This window comes from Mycobacterium sp. 852002-40037_SCH5390672, assembly GCF_001665875.1.
Classification (GTDB): Bacteria; Actinomycetota; Actinomycetes; order Mycobacteriales; family Mycobacteriaceae; genus Mycobacterium.
Window position 1 is genome coordinate 1 of sequence record NZ_LZTA01000101.1, and the last position, 19,708, is coordinate 19,708.

Below are 19,708 nucleotides of genomic sequence, written 5' to 3' on the forward strand. Positions count from 1 at the left end.
CGCCGGCGGATCATCATCGCCACCATGCGGTGCGTGGCGACCGTGGGGTACGCCCGGGCGACGATCCGAGAGATCGCCCGCACCGCCGACGTGACCAGCGGCAGCCTGTATCACTACTTTCCGAACAAGTCCGCGTTGCTCGAGGCCGCCGTCGGCGAGATGGACCAGATCGCGTTCCCCCGGCTGCTGGCCGCCGCCGCCCGGTACGACGGCGTCGTCGATCGCCTCGCTGCGGTGCTGGACGAGTCAAGCCGGTTGATGCGCGACTATCCCTATCTGGCTGCCTTCGAGCGGGCGATGCGCGTGCCCCGCCAGGAACACCACAGCGGCAACCGGATGAAGCACCCCGGACTGAAAGCATTGCGCGACAGCATCACCGAGGTCGTCCGGGATGCCGAGAAACAGGGGACGCTGCCTGCCGGCACCGATCCGGGCGCCGCAGTGAATGCGCTCCATGCGCTGGCGCGCGGTCTGACGGAACGGGCGGCAAGTCTGGGTCCGGACGAGTACGCCGCAACGCTCGATTCGGCCAAGGGGCTACTGCGGGGAACGCTCTTTACCCGCGGCGGTGCCCGCAGTCAGTGAATCGCCCAACGTCGACAACGCAACCCCCAGCAAAACCAGATCCTTGATCAGAAATTGGCCGGGCAGCGCCGACAGCACCGGAACGCCGTGGGCGAACGTCACGATCACCCCGGGGGTGGTGAACAGAAAACTCAGCGTGCCCAAGAACAGCACCACCGCCAATGCGCTGCCGGCCGCTGAGATCCGCGGCCACAGCGGGCGTACCGCGATGAGAAGGGCGGCAACGATTTCCATCGTTCCGAGTGCACGCGCGACGAAGGTGACGCTGAATACGTCATAGACCCAACTCATCAGCGGGCTGTGCTGGATGAGCACGCGGGATTCCATTTTCACGTACTTGCCCGATCCGATCCACGCCAGGACAAGCACCAGGCCGTAGCGGCTGACGAGTTGGCCCCACCGGGTCAACGTCGGCGCTGCGGCCGGCGCCAGAGTTGGATTGATCATCGGGTGAAGTCCTTTCAGCTGAAGTGCGGGCGTCCACCCAACCCACGGTTCAGGGCACGATTGCGTTCACTTTCGCAACCGTTCGAGTCCGGTGACGATGAGCCGCAACCCAAAAGCGAATTCGTCCGCCAGCGGGACGGGCAGGTCGTCGGCGACGGTGACCGTCGCGGGAAAGCGCGATGGATCGAGCCGGTGAAACGCCGCCGAGAGCTCGGCGTCGCGTTGCCCGCCGTCGGCGTTGGCTCCCGACAGTTGTATCGCAAAGCCCAGGACGTAGCGGGCCAGCGTCGCGTATGCGTGGGCCGCTACCGCCGGCGAAAATCCGTTGTCGAGGAGAACTGCCAGGCAGCGCTCCCGATTGGCCAATGCGTTCGGTCCCATCGGGGTGTACTCGATCAACAGGGGCGCGACATTGCCATGCCGGCTCAGTGCGTCAAACATGTGCTGGGCGAACAGGGTACAAGCGCGTTGCCACGGCATCGCGGCGAGTCCTTCCGCGTCGAGGCCGACCTCCCCGAGTATTTGGTCGATGACCAGGGAAACCAATTCGGATCGGTTGGAGACGTGACGGTACAGCGTGGCGGTGCCCGATTCCAGGCGCTGCGCCAGCGACCGCATCGACAATGCCTCCGGGCCGTGTTCGTCGAGGAGTTCGACGGCCGCGCTCAGGATGCGCTCCATCGGCATCGCGGGCCGGCCGCGAGAACGGCGAGGCCGGTCGCAGTCGCTCACATCACGCAAGGTGGCGCTCCTGACCCTTGACAACCCGATTCATTACGGAGACACTGTAACCATAATTAGCGGGTGATTCAACGCCCCTGAACGCAAGGAACATTCGCCATGCTCCTCCCCCTGGCGGCAGAGCCCTTCATCGCGCCCACCGACCGCGACATGCTCCCCTCCGAACGACGCGAGTTCGTGCGGACGCACCGCACCTGCGTCTTCGGCTACCGTCGCCGCAACGACGGCCCGGCGATGTCGATCGTGTACTACATCCCCACCGACGGCGGCGAATTGCTCGTCTCCACCATGGCCGGCCGCGGCAAGGCCCGCATCGTCGAACGTGACGGCAAGGTGAGTCTGTGCGTGCTCGACGAGCGGTGGCCGTTCGCCTATCTGCAGGTCTACGCCGATGCCACCATCGACCAAGACCGGGATCTGGCGGTCGACGTGATGATGGCGGTCGGCGGCCGGATGTCCGGCCAGCCACTCGGCGACGAGGCCCGGCCACACATCCAGGAAATGTGCGAACGCGAGAACCGCGTGGTCATCCGCTGTCGCCCCTACTCCACCTTCGCGACGCCGCCACGCCATCTGCACCGCAACGACCAGGCCAACGAACTCAGCCACTGGGTGTCCGGTGTGATGCCTTGGGACGCAGCGGATCCGGCGACGGATTGATCACCCCGCGTAGCGGTCACGCAGCTTGTTCAGCGTCGCTTCGATTCCCGAGGCGTTCGCCTTCGCGAAACCCATCCGCTCGTAGTACTTCAGCTTGTTCTTGAGCGAACCGGCATCGCGGTAGTCAAAGGTCTCGGTGACCCGGGTCAGGGTCGGAGACACCGCCTCGAACTCCCACCGCCAGCGATGACCCAGCGGGTGGCGCCATTCGACCAGTTCGTTCGGTGTCAGTGCGGTGATCGTGCTGGTGATCCGGTAGGGAAGGCCGAACATCTTCATATGCGTCGAAAACTTCGAGCCCTCAAGGAGTTGCGATGGCACACTGATGTTGTCGCACACCGTTCCCGACCCGTCCAGTTCGTGGTGACGGCGTGGATCGGCGACTAATGCGTACAGTTCGGCGGCCGGGGCGGCCACGTCGACCCTGCGGCTGATCTGGCGGGGCCCGCGCTCGACGACAGTGACGGTCATGGTGTCTCCTTCCGCTACCCGGCAGCGTAATCCCGCCTAGTCCCGCGAATCAGGGATGTTCGGATCCCACACCGGCGACCGATCGCACCTGCGGCAATAGCCGGCGCGGCCGAGCAGGCAGAATGGTGTGGTCCAGACCTGCCGGGGAATCGAGAAGGAGCGGCATGCCCACCAGCGAATATCAGGTGAGCGGGATGAGCTGTGGGCACTGCGAGGCCGCAGTCCAGAGCGAGGTGGCCCAGATCCCGGGCGTGGACGACGTGACGGTCAGCGCCGCCACGGGCAGGCTCGTCGTCACCAGCACGCAACCCATCGACGCGGACGCCGTCCTCGGCGCGGTCGACGAGGCCGGCTATGAGGCCGTCCTGGTCGCATGAGCACGCCCCCACGGCAAATCGATGAGGGCGCCCCTCCCGGTCACACCGCGTCAACCGCTGCGACCAAGATCGAGCTAGAGATCACCGGGATGACCTGCGCCTCCTGCGCGACCCGGATCGAGAAGAAACTCAACAAGCTGGACGGCGTGGCGGCGACCGTCAACTACGCCACCGAGAAGGCGGCCGTCACGGCCCCCGCCGGTTATGACGAGCGGATTCTCATCGGCGAGATCGAAAACGCCGGTTACGGCGCCGCCCTGCCACAACGGCCGCCTGAGCTCGCCCGCGCCGAGCTGGCCCCAGCGACTCCGGACGACGTCGAGCTGACCTCGCTGCGCCGACGTCTGGTCACCGCGATCGTGCTCGGCGGCCCGGTCATCGCCATGGCCATGGTTCCCGCGTGGGAATTCCCCCACTGGCACTGGGTCTCGCTGGCCCTGACCACGCCGCTCGTCGTGTGGTGCGGCCGGCCCTTCCACGCGGCCGCCTGGACCAACCTCAAACACGGCGTCGCCACCATGGACACCCTGGTCTCGATCGGCACCCTGGCGGCGTTCCTGTGGTCCGTCTGCGCCCTGTTTCTCGGGACGGGCGGCCAACCGGGCATGCAGCATGACTTCGAGCTGACCATCGGGCGCGATGGCGCCCCGTGCCACGTCTACTTCGAAGTCGCCGCCGGTGTGACCCTGTTCGTCCTCGCCGGCCGGTATTTCGAAAGGCGGTCCAAGCGCACGGCCGGCGCCGCGCTGCGCACCCTGCTGAGCCTGGGCGCCAAGGACGTCGCGGTGGTGCGTGACGGCCTCGAGACCCGCATTCCGATCGAACAACTCGCGGTCGGCGACGAGTTCGTCGTGCGTCCCGGGGAACGCATCGCCACCGACGGGATCGTCATCGCAGGTTCCTCGGCCGTGGACGCCTCCATGCTGACCGGGGAGTCCGTCCCCGTCGAGGTCGGCGCTGGTGACGCCGTCACCGGTGCCACCGTCAATGCCGGCGGTCGGCTGGTCGTCCGCGCCACCGTTGTCGGTGACGACACCCAGCTCGCGCAAATGGCCAAGCTCGTCGAGCGCGCCCAGTCCGGCAAGGCCCGGGTGCAGCGCCTCGCCGACCGCGTCTCGGGGGTCTTCGTCCCCATTGTCATGGTCCTGGCGGTGGCGACGCTGGCCGGCTGGCTCGCGGCGGGCTTCTCACTCACGACGGCCCTGACGGCGGCCGTCGCGGTGCTCGTCATCGCCTGCCCCTGCGCGCTGGGACTGGCAACCCCGACCGCCCTGCTGGTCGGCACCGGACGCGCCGCTGCGCTCGGCGTGCTCATCAAGGGACCCGAAGTGCTGGAGTCCACCCGCAACATCGACACGATCGTGCTCGACAAGACCGGCACCGTCACCACCGGCAAGATGACCCTGGTCGACGTGATCGCCGGCTCCGACAATGACCGCACCACGCTGCTGCGCTACGCCGGGGCCCTGGAAGACGCCTCGCAGCATCCCGTCGCACAGGCAGTCGCCCGGGGCGCCACAGCACAACTCGGCGCGCTCCCGACACCCGCCGGGTTCACCGCGATCAACGGCAAAGGCGTGCGGGGCACGGTCGACGGTCGTGCCGTCGTCGTCGGGCGCGAGACCCTGCTGACCGAATGCGGAATGCGCCTCGACGCCGCGCTGTCGGCGGCCAGAGCCCGCGCCGAGGGCGAGGGCAGGACCGCCGTCGCCGTCGGCTGGGACGGCCTGGCCCGGGGCATCCTGGTGGTCGCCGACACCGTCAAACCGTCCAGCGCCGAAGCCGTGCGGCAGTTCAAAAGACTGGGCCTGACGCCGGTGCTGCTGACCGGCGACAACACGACCGTCGCCACCCGCATCGCCGACGAGCTCGGGATCGCCCGGGTCATCGCCGACGCGACGCCCGCCGACAAGGTCGCCGCTGTCGAACGCCTGCAGTCCGCGGGCAAGGTGGTCGCCATGGTCGGTGACGGCGTCAACGACGCCGCGGCATTGGCCGCCGCCGATTTGGGCCTGGCCATGGGCAGCGGCACCGACGTCGCGATCCAGGCGGCGGACCTCACGGTGATCCGCGATGACCTGCGTGCCGCTGTCGACGCGCTCCGGCTCTCGCGGCGAACGCTGGCCACCATCAAGACCAACTTGCTGTGGGCCTTCGGGTACAACCTGTTCGCGATCCCGCTGGCCGCGCTGGGCATGCTCAACCCGATGTTCGCCGGCGCCGCGATGGCCGTCTCCAGCCTTCTCGTCGTCGGTAACAGCCTGCGGCTGCGGTCGTTCACCAGCGTGATCAAGGACGCATGAGCGCAGCGGCCCTGGTCGCGCACATCCAGTCGGCCCACACGCAGAAACGGTCGCCTGACGGGCCGCGATCGTATGGGATCATTGGTCCGGCCGCCGTCTTCGGTGACCCCGACCGGCCCTTCGATACTCACCTCACCCTCGCGCAGCGATCGATCTAGCAAAGGTCACGACCGTTGGAGCAGTTCTTCGGACAACTGTCCCTGCTGCACGGCTGGTTTCCGCCGGCCGTGCAGGGAATGGCGCTGCTCGTGGTGATCGTCGCGATCCAGTGGCGTGCCTGGAGCTGGCTCAAGCGGGTACTGCCGGTGGCGTTGATCGCGGCCGTCGCGGTGACCTTGTTGGCGCGGTGGTACATCACCTCGCTCGGGGTGGCCGGTGACCCGGCGCCGACGACGCTGTGGCTCTGGATCGCGATGAGCGGCCTGGCCGCCGCGGTCTTCCTGGTGGGTTGGCGGGGAATCCGCTGGTGGCGTCGCGGGGTGGCGGTGCTGTCGATACCGCTGTGTGTCCTGTGTGCGGGCATGGCGCTGAACGGCTGGGTGGGCTACTTTCCCACGGCACTGGCCGCGTGGAATCAACTGACATCTGTCCCGTTGCCCGACCAGATCGACCGGCTGCGGGTGACCGAGATGCAGGTGGCCGGAACCAAGCCCACCAAGGGCGTGGTGGTGCCGGTGGACATCGACGACAACGGCTCCCACTTCGCCCACCGCCGAGAGCTGGTCTATCTGCCGCCCGCCTGGTTCAACAGCAACCCGCCACCGCGGCTACCGGCGGTCATGATGATCAGCTCCGCCTTCAACACCCCGGCTGACTGGCTGGGCCCTGGCGGCGCATTCACCGCCGTCGACGACTTCGCGGCCGCACATCACGGGTTCTCCCCGGTGCTGGTGTTCGTCGATCCCACCGGTTCCTTCGACAACGACACCGAGTGCGTCAACGGGGCCCGCGGCAACGCCGCCGATCATCTGACCAAGGACATCGAGCCGTTCATGGTGTCGAACTTCGGCGTCAGCGCTGACCGGGCCAACTGGGGCGTCGCCGGTTGGTCGATGGGCGGCACCTGCGCGGTCGATTTGGCCGTCATGCACCCGGAGCTGTTCAGCGCCTTCGTGGACATCGCGGGTGACCGCGGGCCCAACGGCGGCTCCAAGGATCAAACCGTTGCCCGGTTGTTCGGCGGCAATCACGACGCCTGGGCCGCCTTCGACCCCGTCACCGTCATGACGAAGCACGGTCACTACGACGGCCTGTCGGGATGGTTCGACGTGCCGTCATCGACGGAAGCACGCAACGTCGCGCAGGAAGGCCATCCCACCCTTACACCCACCCTCGCGGCGTCCAGCAACGATCCCGCCGCCAATCCCGAAGGCCAGGACGCCGCGGCGAACTCGCTGTGTGCCGTCGGCACCGCCAACGGCATCGCCTGCGCGGTGGTCACCCAGCCGGGCAAGCACGACTGGCCGTTCGCCGCCCAAGCGTTTGCCACGGCACTGCCCTGGCTCGCCTCGGCGCTGGGCACGCCCAACGCCGAACCGGTGCAATTGCCGCAACGGGCCGCCGGGGAACCGCATTGATTCCCGCTGGTCGGCTCGCGTTCACCGTGACAGCCGAGTTCGGCAGAATTCACAGCTGACCCTCCCGTAACGGAGCCGACTTCTTGGCGCCGCGAATGGTACGGTTCGCTGCTGTGGCCTGGATGTTTTGCACCGACGGCGGTTCCTGCGGGGACCCGCTTGTTGCGCACCGCGCCACAATGCATGTGCGATTATTCGGGCCAGATTCGCTGTTCCTGTCACCGCGTGATCATTTGATCAACGCCGTCGCTTGTCAGATATGAACCGCCGTCAGTTCCTTGGATCGCTCGCCGCGTCGGTCGTCGCCGGCGTAGGCGCTGCGCGGCTCATCGTCGATCCGCAACCACGCACGTTTGCCCAAACCCCAGGGGTCGACGTACTCACGTCCGGTCCGACCGCGCCACGTGCCCTGTTGCCACCCCCGCCGCTTAGCGCCCGCATACCGCTTCCCGGCGGTGGCGCCCTGATGAAGCTCCCCGGCGAAGGTGACCTGCTCGCATTGACCGTCGACGACGGCGTCAACAGCGAAGTGGTGCGTGCCTACACGCAATTCGCCAAGGACACCGGTGTGCGGCTGACCTACTTCGTCAACGGGATCTACGATTCGTGGACCGATAACCTGGACCTGCTTCGGCCATTGGTGGACAGCGGCCAGATCCAACTGGGCAACCACACCTGGTCACACCCGGACTTGACCACACTGTCGAAAGAGCAAGTCTCCGAACAGCTCTCCCGCAACGATGCATTCCTGAAGAAGACGTACGGCATCGGCGCGAAGCCGTATTGGCGGCCGCCCTACGCGAAGCGCAACGCCGCCGTGGACGCGGTGGCCGCCGACCTCGGTTACAAGGTGCCCACGTTGTGGTCGGGCTCGCTGTCGGATTCGACACTGATCACCGAGGAGTACATCGTCCAGATGGCCGATCAGTACTTCACGCCGCAGGCCATCGTCATCGGACACCTCAATCATCTGCCGGTGACGCATGTCTATCCGCAACTCGTCGACGTCATCCGCGATCGGAACCTTCGCACCGTCACCCTCAACGACGTCTTTCTCAAGACCCCGTAACGACGGCCGCTTTCGGGTGCCGTCTCGGCCTCACTGGCGAACCAAGCCCGCTTGTGGAAAAGGTCGCCCGAATTCCGTCGCCGCCGACGGGCTGGACGCCACCGACACGGCCTGGCAATTCTTTAGTCAAGAACGTCGGTAACCACCGGCAATCTCTAAAAAATTAGAGATTGCTCTTCCGCTGGCGGGTCCACGATTGTTACCGTTCCGTAATGCATCGGCTCGGGGGAGTTTTCGCTGTACTGCTGGTAATGGCTTGCGGACTCATGGGAGCCGGGAATGCGCGGGCCGACGGCGGGGACGAACCGCAGTACGCGGACTTCTACACCCCACCGGAACCACTGCCGCCCGGACAGCCCGGCGATGTGATCCGCACCGAGCCGTCGCGGCTGGTGCTGGAGCCGTCCGGGCAGCTGGGCGCGATCATGGCTACCGGCACCCGGATCATGTACCGCAGCACCGATACCCGGGGCAATCCGATCGCGGTCACCGGTACCTACTTCGAGCCCTATAACGACTGGCCAGGCGGCGGCCCGCGGCCTTTGATCAGCTACGCGCCGGGCACCCAAGGCCAGGGCAATCAGTGCGCCCCGTCGCGAATGTTCAACCAGGGCATCCACTATTCGGGTGGCTGGGACATCATGTTCAACTACGAGGAGCTGTTCGTCGCCACCATGGTCGCCCGTGGCTTCGCCATCGTGATGACCGATTACCAGGGCCTGGGCACGCCGTCGATGCACACCTATGTGGGTCGGGTGGCCGAGGGCCAGGCCGTGCTCGATGCCGCCCGCGCGGCTATGAGGCTGCCCGGCACGTCGTTGGATCCGCATGGGCCGGTGGCCTTTTGGGGCTACTCGCAAGGCGGTGGCGCGACGGCGTCGGCTGCCGAGCTCGCTTCGCAATATGCCCCCGACCTACACATCGTGGGAACCTACGCCGGCGCGCCGCCGGCCAACCTCAAGGAGCTGTTGCCGTACGCGGACGGCAGCGCACTCGTCGGCGTCGTCGGGTACGCGCTCAACAGCGTGATGGCCGCCTATCCGGAGTTCGCCGACGTCATTCGCTCCAAGATGACGCCGCGTGGGCTGGCGATGCTGGAATCGGTGTCGCGACAATGCGTCGGACAGACCTTGCTGGACTTCATGTTTCGCCACATTCAGCCCTATTTCACCGAGGACATCAATCAATTGGTGAACGAGGAACCATTCAACAGCCTGTTCGAGGCCCAACGGCTCGGGCGCTATAAACCCAACGCGCCGGTGATGATCGACAGCAACCGCTACGACCCGCTGGTGCCATGGACCGCGGCCAACCAGCTCGGCCGCGACTGGTGCGCCCAGGACGCCGACGTGGAATTCCGTACCAACGAAGAGCCGCCCTTCCTCAACAAGCTCGTCATCAACCATGCGCTGCCGATGCTGGTCGATGGTGAACCGGCCATGCAATGGATTGCCGCGCGCTTCAACGGGGAGCCCACCACACCGAACTGCGGTCAGTTCTAAACTGAGGCGTATCGCTGCACGTAGAAAGCACAACGCGCCGGAGCGGCGCCGCCAGCTCGCCGACGCCGCGATCGAGCTGCTGGGCGGCAACGGGGTGCACGGCGTCAGTCACCCGAAAGTCGACGAGCACGCCGGAGTGCCGGCCGGCACCACGTCGTTCTACTTCAGGACCCGCAAGGCACTGGTGCAGGCCATGGCGACGCGGCTGGCCGAACTCGATGTCGCCGACTTCTCGATGATGGCCGAACTCGCCGAGGACCACGCCACACAGTTCGCCGGCACCGCGGGTCTGGCCCGCATCGTCATGTACGTGAACAGCGAACCCTGGCTGACCCGCGCCAAGGCGCGCTACGAGCTCGCCTTGCTCGCCGGCCGGGACCCGGAACTGGCCGCGGCCCTCAGCGAATCCGCGGACCGGCTCTACGCCCTGGCGCGCAACGTCGTCACCCAGTGGCATGCCACCGACAGCGCGCCGGATCCGGCATTGGTCGACGACCAGGCGACCGCCACCCTGGCGTTCATCAACGGGATCATGCTGACCTTCGTCGCGGGCCAACCGGCCGTCGAGAATCCCGAGCACCTGGATCGCCTGATCCAGGGCGTCATCGCGGGCGTCGGTGAGGTTCGCGGAGGCTAGCGGAAGTTGCTCTGGCGCTGTTGGTTTCGCTCAGCAGCCGTGTGGTCTCACCGAACGTCGAACATCGCGTCGATGAGCCGGTGCAGCACCTGCCCGGTCTCCCGGCGGGTCCGTTTCGGGTCGTCGGCAGTGGCGATGACCATGGCCGCCTCGTCGAGGGCCCCGATCAGCACGTGCGCCAACGGCCGCACCGGTTGCTCGGCCAGCTGACCGGCCCGGATCGCCTCGGTGAGCATCTGCTCGGTCATGCCCAGGCTGTACCGCTGGGCGACATCGCGGAATTCGGCCCAGCCGAGCACACTCGGCGCATCCAACAGGATCAGCTGGCGCACCTCGGGATCGCCGGAGACGTCGAGCCACGCGTCGACCGCGGCCCGCACCGCGTCGGCCGGTGTGGTGGCTCCGGACTCGGCCACCACAACGGCCATCCGCGCCATCACGTCCTGCTCGACAATCTCGACGACCTCGCGGAACAGCGCTGCCTTGTCGGCGAATTGGTGGTACATCGCGCCCCGGGTGACCCCGGCGGCGGTGGCGATCTCCGGCGTCCCCACTTCGGCGTAACCCCGTTGTCCCCACAACTTGCGGGCAGCGGCGATCAGCGCATCGCGGGTCGCCGCGGAGCGCTCTTCCTGGGTCCGTCTCTTGCTTTCCATACCACCTGTTGGTAACTTACGAACAGACAGCCTGTTTGTAAGTGTATCTCTGAAGTAGGAGTTTGCTATGTCGACGATCGACATTAGTGCCGGAACCATCCATTACGAAGCAGCCGGACCGGAGAACGGCAGACCCGTCGTCTTCGTGCACGGCTACATGATGGGCGGGCAATTGTGGCGCCAGGTCAGTGAACGCCTGGCGGCTCGCGGGTTGCGGTGCATCGCCCCGACCTGGCCGTTGGGCGCGCATCCGGAGCCACTGCGTCGCGGCGCCGATCAGACCATCACCGGTGTCGCCGGCATGGTCGCCGAGGTGCTCGCCGCGCTCGACCTGCAGGACGTGGTGCTGGTCGGCAACGACACCGGTGGCGTCGTCACCCAGTTGGTGGCCGTGCACCATCGTGAGCGGCTGGGTGCGCTGGTGCTCACGAGTTGTGATGCGTTCGAACACTTCCCGCCGCCGATCCTCAAGCCCGTCATTCTGGCGGCGAAGTCCAAGACGACGTTCCGGATCGTGGCGCAGGCCATGCGGGTGGCGGCCGTGCGCAAGCGCGCGTTCGACGGCCTGGCGCATCGCAACATCGACGAGCTCACCGAGCTCTGGGTGCGCCCGGCGTTATCGCTCCCGGCGGTCGCCGAAGACCTGCGGCAGTTCACCCTTTCGATGCGCACCGAGGTGACGACGACGGTGGCGGCCCGGCTGTACGACTTCGACAAGCCGACGCTCATCGCGTGGTCGGCCGACGACGTGTTCTTTGAGCAGGAAGACGGGGCGCGGTTGGCCGCAACCATTCCCAATGCCCGCCTCGAAGTCATCGCGGGGGCCAGGACGTTTTCCATGGTCGATCAGCCCGACCGGCTCGCCGATCTGCTGTCGACGATCGCGGTGCGCGCCTGACCCGCCGGCCCACATGACGCCACCGCGGCGGAGCGCGCCGGTCGCGGTAGCGTCTTGGCCATGTCAGATGCGACGCCTCCCCTGCTCGGCCGGCGAATCCTGGTCACCGGGGGCGCCACCGGTATCGGCGCGGCCGCCGTCGAGGTCCTCACGGCGGCGGGAGCCCAAGTGGCGGCGACCTATCACCGGACGCCACCGCCGGACGGCCTCGCGGCCGAGTGGTTGCAGTGCGACGTGCGCGAGGCCGAGGCCGTCTCGGCGATGGTCCGCGACGCGGCGCAGCAGCTCGGTGGACTCGACGTCCTGGTGAACGCCGCGGGGCTGTGGCAGGCGGGGATTCCCGGTTACATCGGCGCCGACGACATCTCGTTCCTGCTGGACACCAACATCAAGGCAACCATTCTCACCAACCAGGCTGCCTACGCGGTGATGAAGGACCAAACGCCCAAGGGCGGTCGCATCATCAACTTCGGATCTTCCGAAGCCGTGATGGGCAGCGCGATCTCGGCCGTCTACGCCGCGACCAAGGGAGCCGTGCAGGCGTGGACGCGGTCGGCCGCCAAAGCCTGGGCGGCGCAAGGCATCACCGTTAACGCCCTCGCCCCCGCGGTGCAGACGGCGGGGGCCGACCGGCTCCGCGAATTCCTCGGTCCGGACGCCGCGGCACTGATCGACCAGCAGATGCAAATGATGATCCCGCTCGGCGGCACGCTGGGCGAGCCCGCCCGCGACGTCGGTCCGATGCTGGTGTTCCTGGCCGGCCCCGGCTCGGGCTTCATCACCGGGCAACTGCTGGCGGTGGACGGTGGACTGATGATGGTCGGCGGATAGGCTGAACGTCCCGCGCGGCGACCTTTGTCACCAACAGCAGTCAGCGGCATCAGCTTTGATCGTTGCGTTTCGGCGGGGCCGACTTGCCGCCGTGGCGCCGCCGGCCGGAGATGCCCGCCGCCCGCGATTGTGCGACCTCGCGACGATATTCGCGCGCTCGGTTCCTGAGCAGAATCAGCGACCTGTGCAACTCAAACAGCATGTGGCAATGATGGCCGCCGGATGCGAACGGAACGGCTATACACGCGGTCCTCGATAGGGAATCCTGGGCGAAATAAGCATGAAAACTTCCGCAACATGAGGTGGTGCACGGTCTGCAGCCAGCGGTATCAAGGGCCGCACACCACGTGCCGCGATTTTGTGGCGCTGAGCGCCCGCTACTATAAGACGGACCGTCTCGTCTCGTATCATGGGTAGAGTGAAGGTGAATCCGACCGATGGCTGACGACACGATTCAGGCGCTGCTGCGCAAGCGCTGGTCCGATCCGTCGATCGCGGTGAAATACCGTGACGTGCAATGGACTTGGCGTCAGTATCTGGCAGGTGCCGCGGCGCGGGCCGCCGCCCTGTTGGCCGTCGCCGACCCGCAACGGCCGATGCACATCGGCGCCCTGCTGGGAAACACCCCCGAGATGGTCAGCCAGATGGCGGCGGCCGGGCTCGGCGGCTACGTCCTGTGCGGACTGAACACCACACGACGCGGTGAGGCGCTGGCCGCCGATGTCCGGCGCGCGGACTGCCAGTTCGTCGTCACCGATGCCGAACACCGTCCGCTGCTGGACGGCTTGGACCTCGGTGCGACGCAGATCCTCGATTCGTCGACACCGCAATGGCTCGAATTCGTCGACGCCGCCGGTGAACTGAAGCCTCACCGGGCGGTCACCGCGATGGACCCTTTCATGATGATCTTCACCTCGGGGACGAGCGGAAATCCCAAGGCGGTACAGGTATCACACCTGATGGCCACGTTCGCCGGTCTCAATCTGGTCCAGCGCTTCACCCTTACCGACCAAGACACCTGTTACGTCTCGATGCCGCTCTTTCACTCGAATGCGGTGGTCGCGGGATGGGCGCCCGCGGTGTGCTCCGGTGCGGCGATCGTGCCGGCGAAATTTTCGGCGAGCTGTTTCCTCGAGGACGTCCGGCGCTACGGCGCCACCTACATGAACTACGTCGGGAAGCCGCTCGCCTACATCCTGGCCACTGCCGAACGCGACGATGACGCCGACAATCCGCTGCGGGTGGCCTTCGGCAACGAGGCCAACGACAAGGACATCGACGAATTTGGCCGCCGCTTCGGCGTGCAGGTCGAGGATGGCTTCGGGTCCACCGAGAACGCCGTCATCGTGATCCGCGAACCCGGCACGCCGAAGGGCTCGATCGGCCGGGGCGCCGACGGGGTGGCGGTGTACCACAGCGACACCGTCACCGAATGTGCGGTGGCACGGTTCGACGCCGACGGGGCTCTGCTCAACGCCGACGAAGCGGTCGGCGAGCTGGTCAATACGGCGGGTTCGGGTTTCTTCACCGGCTACTACAACGACCCGGACGCCAACGCCGAACGCATGCGCCATGGCATGTACTGGTCGGGTGACCTGGCGTACCGCGACGTCGACGGTTGGATTTACCTGGCCGGACGCACTGCGGACTGGATGCGGGTGGACGGCGAGAATCTAGCCGCCGCACCGATCGAGCGAATCCTGTTGCGCCACAGCGCTATCAGTCGTGTCGCGGTGTATGCCGTCGCGGATGGTCATGTGGGCGATCAGGTGATGGCCGCGATCGTCCTCAACGACGGCCACACTCTTGGGCCCGCCGAATTCGAAGCGTTCCTGGACGCGCAGCCCGACCTGTCCCCCAAGGCCCGCCCGCGCTACGTCCGCGTCGCCGCCGACCTGCCCAGTACCGCGACACACAAGGTACTCAAGCGCGAACTGATCGCCCAGGGAACGGCCGTCGGGCCGGGAGAAGTGCTGTGGGAGCGCGCATCACGGGGCACGGCCTACACGATCAGGCCGGGCTCCTCGGTACCCGGCGCCGGATCTGACCCTTCGGCCGTCGCACCCGTTTGACCGGGTCTCGGGTGGTGCCACCGGCGATCTCGTCGCGCAGCTGGGAGATGTTCGAGATCTCCGCATAGAGCCCGCGGATTGCGTAGTCCAAAACGGCGAAGGGGTACCGCTGCTCGGGGTCCTCGGTGATGCCGAGTTCGACCGACCGCTGCCGCGACCACAGCGCCTCGTCCAGCCGCGCCCGGGTCGTTTCGAGATGCCGGTCCAGGGCGTCGAGGACGTGTTCGGGATCCTGCCCGCGGGCCAGCCACGTCTTGAGGATGACCGGATGTTTGATGACCACCTGGTCCGGGCCCGGGAAGTGCTGGACCCAGCGGCGCAGTGCGTCGAGGCCGGCGTCGGTGGTCTCGTACAAGGTGATGGCACGCTTGCCGGACAGCGCGCCGGTCTCGTTGACCATGCCCCGCTGCAGCAGGCGGGTCAACTCGCGCCGCACGTGACTGACCGACGGAGACCAATAGAAGTGGCCGACCGAGAGTTCGGCGCGCATCTTGATCTCGCCGGCGGTGAGTTGTTCGTCGTTGGCCGCCAGCACCCCCAGGACCAGGTAGGCGGTGACCGGCAGGCCGTTGGTGGTTCGCGGGCTCACGAACCGTCTGTTTCCGCGCCGGTGAAGTACGGCAGCGTCACGTCGGGCGCGGTGGCGTGGAACTGCACGCGCACCCGCATACCGACGTCCAAATCCTCCGGCGGCACGCCGACGACATTCGTCAGCATCTGATAGCCCTCGTCCATGGTGATGATCGCCGGTGCATAGGGTGGTTCGAATTCCGCTGTCACGGGCCGGTATACAACCGTCCAGCTGTAGATCTCACCGCGGCCACCGCCCTGTTGCCACTCGATGTCCTCCGAAAGGCAGTGGCGGCACTGTTCGGTCGGGGGGAAATTCGCCGATCCGCAAGCCGCGCAACGCTGATAGCGCAGCTGATGGGACCGGCATCCCTCCCAGAACGGGCCGCTGACATGGCTGCTCGCGTGGGGGACAGGCCCGGCCTGGGGCCGCAATGGATGCGAGGTCATCGTGGTTCGTCCCCCAGAATCAGCACCGTCGTGAACAGGGCCCCCGCTCCCCCGTTGCTGCACAGCGCGACATGCGCATCGGGCACCTGAAGATCGCCGGCCTGTCCGCGTAACTGCTGCACCGCGCGGATGGCCCGCTGCATCATCTGCGGATTGGCGCCCGCGTGGCTGAACGACATGGTCCCCCCGTCGGTGGTAATCGGATGGCTGCCGTCGATGGCGATGTGACCGTCGGCGACGAACGGACCGCCCTCACCATCACCACAGAATCCGAAAGCCTCGAGCTGACGGACGATTTCGAAAGAGAAGGGGTCGTAGAGTTCGAGCACATCGACGTCGTCGCGGCGCAATCCGGCGTGGTTGAACGCACACTCGGCCGCCCGTCGGCCCACCACACCATTGACGTGATCTCCGCGTCGCCCGGCGAGATCGTACGCGGGCGGGTGCTGGTAGGACGGGCCGTGAAAATCCGCGCCACTGCCCAGCACGTAGATGGGCCGGCCCGCAACGTCGACGGCATCGATGTTGGCCACGACGAGCGCACATCCTCCTTCGGAGGTGGTGGCGCAATCCAGGAGGTGGAACGGGTCCGCGATGGGCCGTGAGGCGGTGATGTCCTCCGGGCTGAACGGTCCACGGTCGTAGTAGACGGCTTCGGGATTGCGTGAGCCATTGTTGCGGATGGTCGCCGCCACCAACGAAAGTTGTTCGCGCGTCGTGCCGTAGACATGCATGTGGCGGCGCGCGACGAGCGCGAACTCGGCGGTGGTGAACATGCCCCAGGGGGCGACGAATTCGTTTTCGGGTCGGGTCCACGGCGCGGTGGACTCGTGGTCCCGGTATTCGCCGGCCTGGGCAGCCACCAACACCACCACCTCGGCCATGCCGTGTTCAATCGCGGTGACCGCCTCGGTGATCATGCCGACCCCGAAAGCCAGCCCCTGCCAGGCCGGGCCGATGCGCAGGTCGTAGATCAACGAGGTCGACTGTGGGCTCGCATTGATGCCGTCCACGTCGTCGAGGGTCAGGCCGGCATCGTCGAGCGCGCCGAGGATCGCCTTGATCGCCAGGCCGCGCGAGGTTTCGCCGTCCAGCCGCCGCCCTTGCCGGGTGTTATGCACTCCGACGATCGCCGCGGTGCGTTTCACCACTGTCACCGATATTCCATTCCCGTTACAGCCCTTCAGTTTTCGTCCGCGACGACGCCCAGGTAGGTGCCGCGAACCTCGTATGGTCGGCCGTCGCGGGTGATGATGCCGATGGTCGTGGCGTGGGCGTCACCCTTGTCGGCGCCGGCCGCCGCACCCATTTCCACGACATCGATTCGCACGTCCACCGGACGCGCCGTCTGCGGGTCGGTGATCTCGACAACCATCGCGACCGCGTGCTCCTCCACGTCCCATTCGACGCTGGTGATGCGATGGCGGGCGGTCAGCTCCATCACCACGGAGTCCCGCCGTACCAGGAAGCGCACCGGTGCACACAGCTCACCGGCGCGGGGCGGCACGCACAGGCTCACCGCCATGTCACAACCCCGCGGGCCGGGCGCTGGTGGTTCCCGACCGCCGCAACGCGGCCAGCTCGTCGTGGCTGTGCCCCAGGAGGCCGGTCAGCACCTCACCGGTGTGCTGGCCATAGAGCGGCGGCACCCGCCGGATCCAGCGCCGCGGTCTGCCGAGGAACGCGAAAGGCATCCCGGTGCACACAAAGGATCCCGCGACGGGATGATCGACCGTTTCCCAGAAGCCGCGGGCCTGCAGCTGCGGATCGCTCAGCAGCGCCGCGGCCGCCGTGACCCCCGCGGCGGCCACCCCGGCCGTGCGTAACGCATCGACGGCCTCGGCCACCGAATGCCCTGCGGCCCAGGCGGAAATCAGTTTGTCGATATCGTCGGCCCGTTCGGCCCAGTCGGTCTCCTCCAACCCGGGCTGGCCGAGCATGCCCGCCAACGACGCGCGGGCGGCGGCGTCCATCGCGGCGAGCGCGACCCATTCGTCGTCACCGCGGCAGCGGTAGACGCCCTGCGGGCTGGCGCCCGGGCCACGGTTTCCATTCCGGCGCATCAAAATTCCGTTGCGTGAATGCTCCACCAGCATTTCGGCCGCCACGTTCAGCGCGGCCTCGACCATGGTCGCCTCTACCTGCATTCCGGTGCCCCGCCGGTCGCGGATCACCAGCGCCGCCACGGCGGCGAAGGCGGCGTGCAGCCCGGCGATCGGGTCGCACACACCACGCGGGATCACCGGTGGTCCGTCGGCATGTCCGGTCATCCACGCCATGCCGGTCGCCTGCTCCATCGTCTGCGCGAAGCCGACGCGATCGCGCCAAGGGCCGTCGAGGCCGAACGCGGGCATCCGGACCATGATCGCGCGCGGGTTGGCCGCCCGTACCGCGTCCCATTCCAGGCCGAAGTTCGCCATCACCCTGGGCGAGAAGTTCTCGACCACGAGGTCGCTTGCGGCGATGAGTTCGAGCGCGAGCCTTCGCCCCGCCTCGGTGCCGAGCTCGATGCTGACGCCCCGCTTGTTGTTGTTGCTGCACAAGAAGATCGGGCCCCATTCCCACCACTGGTCCCAGTCCGGTGGGCGGCCGGCGGAGAATCTCATGCCGTCGGGCCGGCGCACACCCTCGACCTTGATCACGTCCGCGCCCAGGGCGCCCAGCAGCTGGGTGGCGACCGGGCCGGCCCAGAACGCGGTGAAGTCGGTTACCCGGACATCGGACAACGGCAGTGCGTCGGCGTCGGCGCTGCGCGAAGTTTCGGGTCGCGCCGGCCACTGCACGTGTCCGTTGTCGGCGCCCAGTTGCGGCGGTTCGCCGGGCGCCCAGGCCGCCATCGCGTCGCTGCGATACGGCACCCGCGGCGCTAGCACCCCGGTTCGCGATTCAACGAAGACGCCGCGTTCCAGGAAGTGGTCGATCTTGGGGAGCATCTCCGGCGTCGCGATGGGGGCGACCGGAATCCGGAATGCCACCGCGAGATCGACGATCTCCTGGGTGGTTCGGCATCCGGTCCATTCGGTGACCATGCCCAGGAACTCGTCGCGGCGCTCGACCCGGCCGGCGAACGACGCCAGTTCGGCGTCGTCGACGAGATCGGCGCGCTCGATCATCACCAGAAAATCCTGGAACTGCTGCGCGGTGATGGTGCAGAAGCCGACCATGCCGTCACTCGTCGGGACGATTGACGGCAGCTCCAAACTACGTTCGTGCAGAAGCGAATCGGCGCCCAGCACGCTGGCCGACATGGCGGACAATCCGCCCATCGCGATCGCCATGGCCTCGTACGTCGAGACATCGATGACCTCACCGCACCCGCTTCTGGCCGCATGCCGGGCCGTCGCCGCAGCCGCTGCGGCCGCGAACGTACCGGCCAGCCACTCGCCGAGCCGGCCGCCCGCTTGCACCGGCTCGTCGCCCGGCCAGCCCCGGCCGGCGATCGACCCGCACAGCGCTTGCAGGATGAACTCGTTGGCGACGACCTGGTTTTCGACGTAGGGGCCGGTGGTGCCGAACGGCGTCACCGACACCACCACGGCCGAGGCGGCGATGTGCGCGGTGATGGCGTCGAGCGTCCATCCGTCGGTGAGGTCGGTGAGCACGAGGTCGGCGCCGGCCAACAGCGACGTGACCTCGGACTGGCCCCGATTGACCACCGACTTCTTGCCCGCGGCCAGATATGCGAACAACGCCCCGGGCGGTCCGCCGGCCGACCATCCGCGCAGTGAATCTCCCCGTGGCGATTCGACTTTCACCACGTCGGCGCCGGCGTCGGCGAACATCTTGCCGCAATAGGACGCCGCCAGGCCGTTGCACAGCTCCAGCACGCGCCAGTCCGCGAACGGCGCCTCGGCTCCCACGT

Annotated in this window: 20 protein-coding genes; 11 read left to right on the plus strand and 9 right to left on the minus strand. The window is 67.2% G+C overall.

Features of this window, described 5'->3' with window-relative positions; translation table 11 throughout:
- Nucleotides 1-585, plus strand: a 585-nt coding sequence (locus A5782_RS18765; RefSeq protein WP_156624023.1) for a TetR/AcrR family transcriptional regulator, incomplete at its 5' end; no start/stop codon positions are given.
- On the opposite strand, the gene A5782_RS18770 is transcribed toward A5782_RS18765, so the two are convergent.
- Together A5782_RS18770 and A5782_RS18775 are read right to left on the minus strand one after the other, a co-directional pair.
- Nucleotides 538-1,032: a DUF417 family protein gene (locus A5782_RS18770; protein ID WP_067103382.1), complete on the minus strand. Its 495-nt coding sequence runs from the start codon at nucleotides 1,030-1,032 to the stop codon at nucleotides 538-540. The two genes, A5782_RS18765 and A5782_RS18770, sit on opposite strands and share 48 nt — an antisense overlap.
- Nucleotides 1,033-1,098: 66 nt before the next feature.
- Nucleotides 1,099-1,713 (minus strand): TetR/AcrR family transcriptional regulator, encoded by a 615-nt coding sequence (locus tag A5782_RS18775; protein ID WP_067103494.1) that lies wholly within the window; start codon nucleotides 1,711-1,713, stop codon nucleotides 1,099-1,101.
- A gap of 159 nt (nucleotides 1,714-1,872) precedes the next feature.
- Here A5782_RS18775 and A5782_RS18780 point away from each other — a divergent pair, with 159 nt between their 5' ends.
- Nucleotides 1,873-2,433 carry a pyridoxamine 5'-phosphate oxidase family protein gene (locus A5782_RS18780; RefSeq protein WP_067103384.1) on the plus strand — a complete coding sequence of 187 codons (561 nt, stop codon included), beginning with the start codon at nucleotides 1,873-1,875 and terminating at the stop codon, nucleotides 2,431-2,433.
- Here A5782_RS18780 and A5782_RS18785 read toward each other — a convergent pair whose 3' ends face one another.
- Entirely contained in the window at nucleotides 2,434-2,904 is a 471-nt protein-coding gene (locus A5782_RS18785) for an SRPBCC family protein (protein ID WP_067103386.1), read from the minus strand. It abuts the gene before it with no gap.
- A 164-nt stretch (nucleotides 2,905-3,068) separates the two neighbouring features.
- Here A5782_RS18785 and A5782_RS18790 point away from each other — a divergent pair, with 164 nt between their 5' ends.
- The 6 genes from A5782_RS18790 (at nucleotide 3,069) to A5782_RS18815 (ending at nucleotide 10,369) form a co-directional block, all read left to right on the plus strand.
- Nucleotides 3,069-3,281, plus strand: coding sequence for a heavy-metal-associated domain-containing protein (locus tag A5782_RS18790; RefSeq protein ID WP_067103388.1), 213 nt, complete (start codon nucleotides 3,069-3,071; stop codon nucleotides 3,279-3,281).
- Complete coding sequence (locus tag A5782_RS18795; RefSeq protein WP_067103389.1) at nucleotides 3,278-5,584, plus strand: cation-translocating P-type ATPase; 2,307 nt, start codon at nucleotides 3,278-3,280, stop codon at nucleotides 5,582-5,584. The genes A5782_RS18790 and A5782_RS18795 overlap by 4 nt, the downstream gene beginning before the upstream one ends.
- A gap of 173 nt (nucleotides 5,585-5,757) precedes the next feature.
- Complete coding sequence (locus A5782_RS18800) at nucleotides 5,758-7,161, plus strand: alpha/beta hydrolase family protein (RefSeq protein WP_067103391.1); 1,404 nt, start codon at nucleotides 5,758-5,760, stop codon at nucleotides 7,159-7,161.
- A gap of 259 nt (nucleotides 7,162-7,420) precedes the next feature.
- On the plus strand, nucleotides 7,421-8,230 hold the full coding sequence (locus A5782_RS18805; RefSeq protein WP_067103394.1) for a polysaccharide deacetylase family protein: 810 nt from the start codon (nucleotides 7,421-7,423) through the stop codon (nucleotides 8,228-8,230).
- Between the two features lie 212 nt (nucleotides 8,231-8,442).
- On the plus strand, nucleotides 8,443-9,732 hold the full coding sequence (locus A5782_RS18810) for a lipase family protein (RefSeq protein ID WP_197694277.1): 1,290 nt from the start codon (nucleotides 8,443-8,445) through the stop codon (nucleotides 9,730-9,732).
- The gene (locus tag A5782_RS18815; protein ID WP_369815651.1) at nucleotides 9,680-10,369 is read left to right on the plus strand and encodes a TetR/AcrR family transcriptional regulator; all 690 of its coding nucleotides are present in this window, start codon (nucleotides 9,680-9,682) and stop codon (nucleotides 10,367-10,369) included. The genes A5782_RS18810 and A5782_RS18815 overlap by 53 nt, the downstream gene beginning before the upstream one ends.
- A 47-nt stretch (nucleotides 10,370-10,416) precedes the next feature.
- Here A5782_RS18815 and A5782_RS18820 read toward each other — a convergent pair whose 3' ends face one another.
- Nucleotides 10,417-11,025, minus strand: a complete 609-nt coding sequence (locus A5782_RS18820) for a TetR/AcrR family transcriptional regulator (RefSeq protein WP_067103398.1) — start codon at nucleotides 11,023-11,025, stop codon at nucleotides 10,417-10,419.
- Between the two features lie 67 nt (nucleotides 11,026-11,092).
- On the opposite strand from A5782_RS18820, the gene A5782_RS18825 reads away from it, so the two are divergent.
- The 3 genes from A5782_RS18825 to fadD1 all read left to right on the plus strand — a co-directional run bounded on the left by A5782_RS18825 (nucleotide 11,093) and on the right by fadD1 (nucleotide 14,826).
- Nucleotides 11,093-11,923: an alpha/beta fold hydrolase gene (locus tag A5782_RS18825; protein WP_067103400.1), complete on the plus strand. Its 831-nt coding sequence runs from the start codon at nucleotides 11,093-11,095 to the stop codon at nucleotides 11,921-11,923.
- Between the two features lie 60 nt (nucleotides 11,924-11,983).
- Nucleotides 11,984-12,754 carry an SDR family NAD(P)-dependent oxidoreductase gene (locus A5782_RS18830; RefSeq protein ID WP_067103402.1) on the plus strand — a complete coding sequence of 257 codons (771 nt, stop codon included), beginning with the start codon at nucleotides 11,984-11,986 and terminating at the stop codon, nucleotides 12,752-12,754.
- Between the two features lie 437 nt (nucleotides 12,755-13,191).
- Nucleotides 13,192-14,826 carry a fatty-acid--CoA ligase FadD1 gene (fadD1, locus tag A5782_RS18835; RefSeq protein ID WP_067103404.1) on the plus strand — a complete coding sequence of 545 codons (1,635 nt, stop codon included), beginning with the start codon at nucleotides 13,192-13,194 and terminating at the stop codon, nucleotides 14,824-14,826.
- On the opposite strand, the gene A5782_RS18840 is transcribed toward fadD1, so the two are convergent.
- Genes A5782_RS18840 through A5782_RS18860 form a run of 5 tightly spaced genes read right to left on the minus strand, consistent with a single transcriptional unit; the run spans nucleotide 14,765 to nucleotide 19,706 of the window.
- Nucleotides 14,765-15,415, minus strand: a complete 651-nt coding sequence (locus A5782_RS18840) for a PadR family transcriptional regulator (RefSeq protein ID WP_067103406.1) — start codon at nucleotides 15,413-15,415, stop codon at nucleotides 14,765-14,767. The genes fadD1 and A5782_RS18840 overlap by 62 nt on opposite strands.
- Nucleotides 15,412-15,846, minus strand: a complete 435-nt coding sequence (locus tag A5782_RS18845; protein ID WP_067103408.1) for a Zn-ribbon domain-containing OB-fold protein — start codon at nucleotides 15,844-15,846, stop codon at nucleotides 15,412-15,414. Before A5782_RS18845 ends, A5782_RS18840 begins: the two co-directional genes overlap by 4 nt.
- Nucleotides 15,843-16,997, minus strand: coding sequence for a thiolase family protein (locus A5782_RS18850; RefSeq protein ID WP_369815654.1), 1,155 nt, complete (start codon nucleotides 16,995-16,997; stop codon nucleotides 15,843-15,845). Before A5782_RS18850 ends, A5782_RS18845 begins: the two co-directional genes overlap by 4 nt.
- Nucleotides 16,998-17,029: 32 nt before the next feature.
- Nucleotides 17,030-17,371 (minus strand): hypothetical protein, encoded by a 342-nt coding sequence (locus A5782_RS18855; RefSeq protein WP_067103412.1) that lies wholly within the window; start codon nucleotides 17,369-17,371, stop codon nucleotides 17,030-17,032.
- 1 nt (nucleotide 17,372) lies between these two features.
- Nucleotides 17,373-19,706 carry a CoA transferase gene (locus tag A5782_RS18860; protein WP_067103413.1) on the minus strand — a complete coding sequence of 778 codons (2,334 nt, stop codon included), beginning with the start codon at nucleotides 19,704-19,706 and terminating at the stop codon, nucleotides 17,373-17,375.
- Between the last annotated feature and the right edge of the window lie 2 nt (nucleotides 19,707-19,708).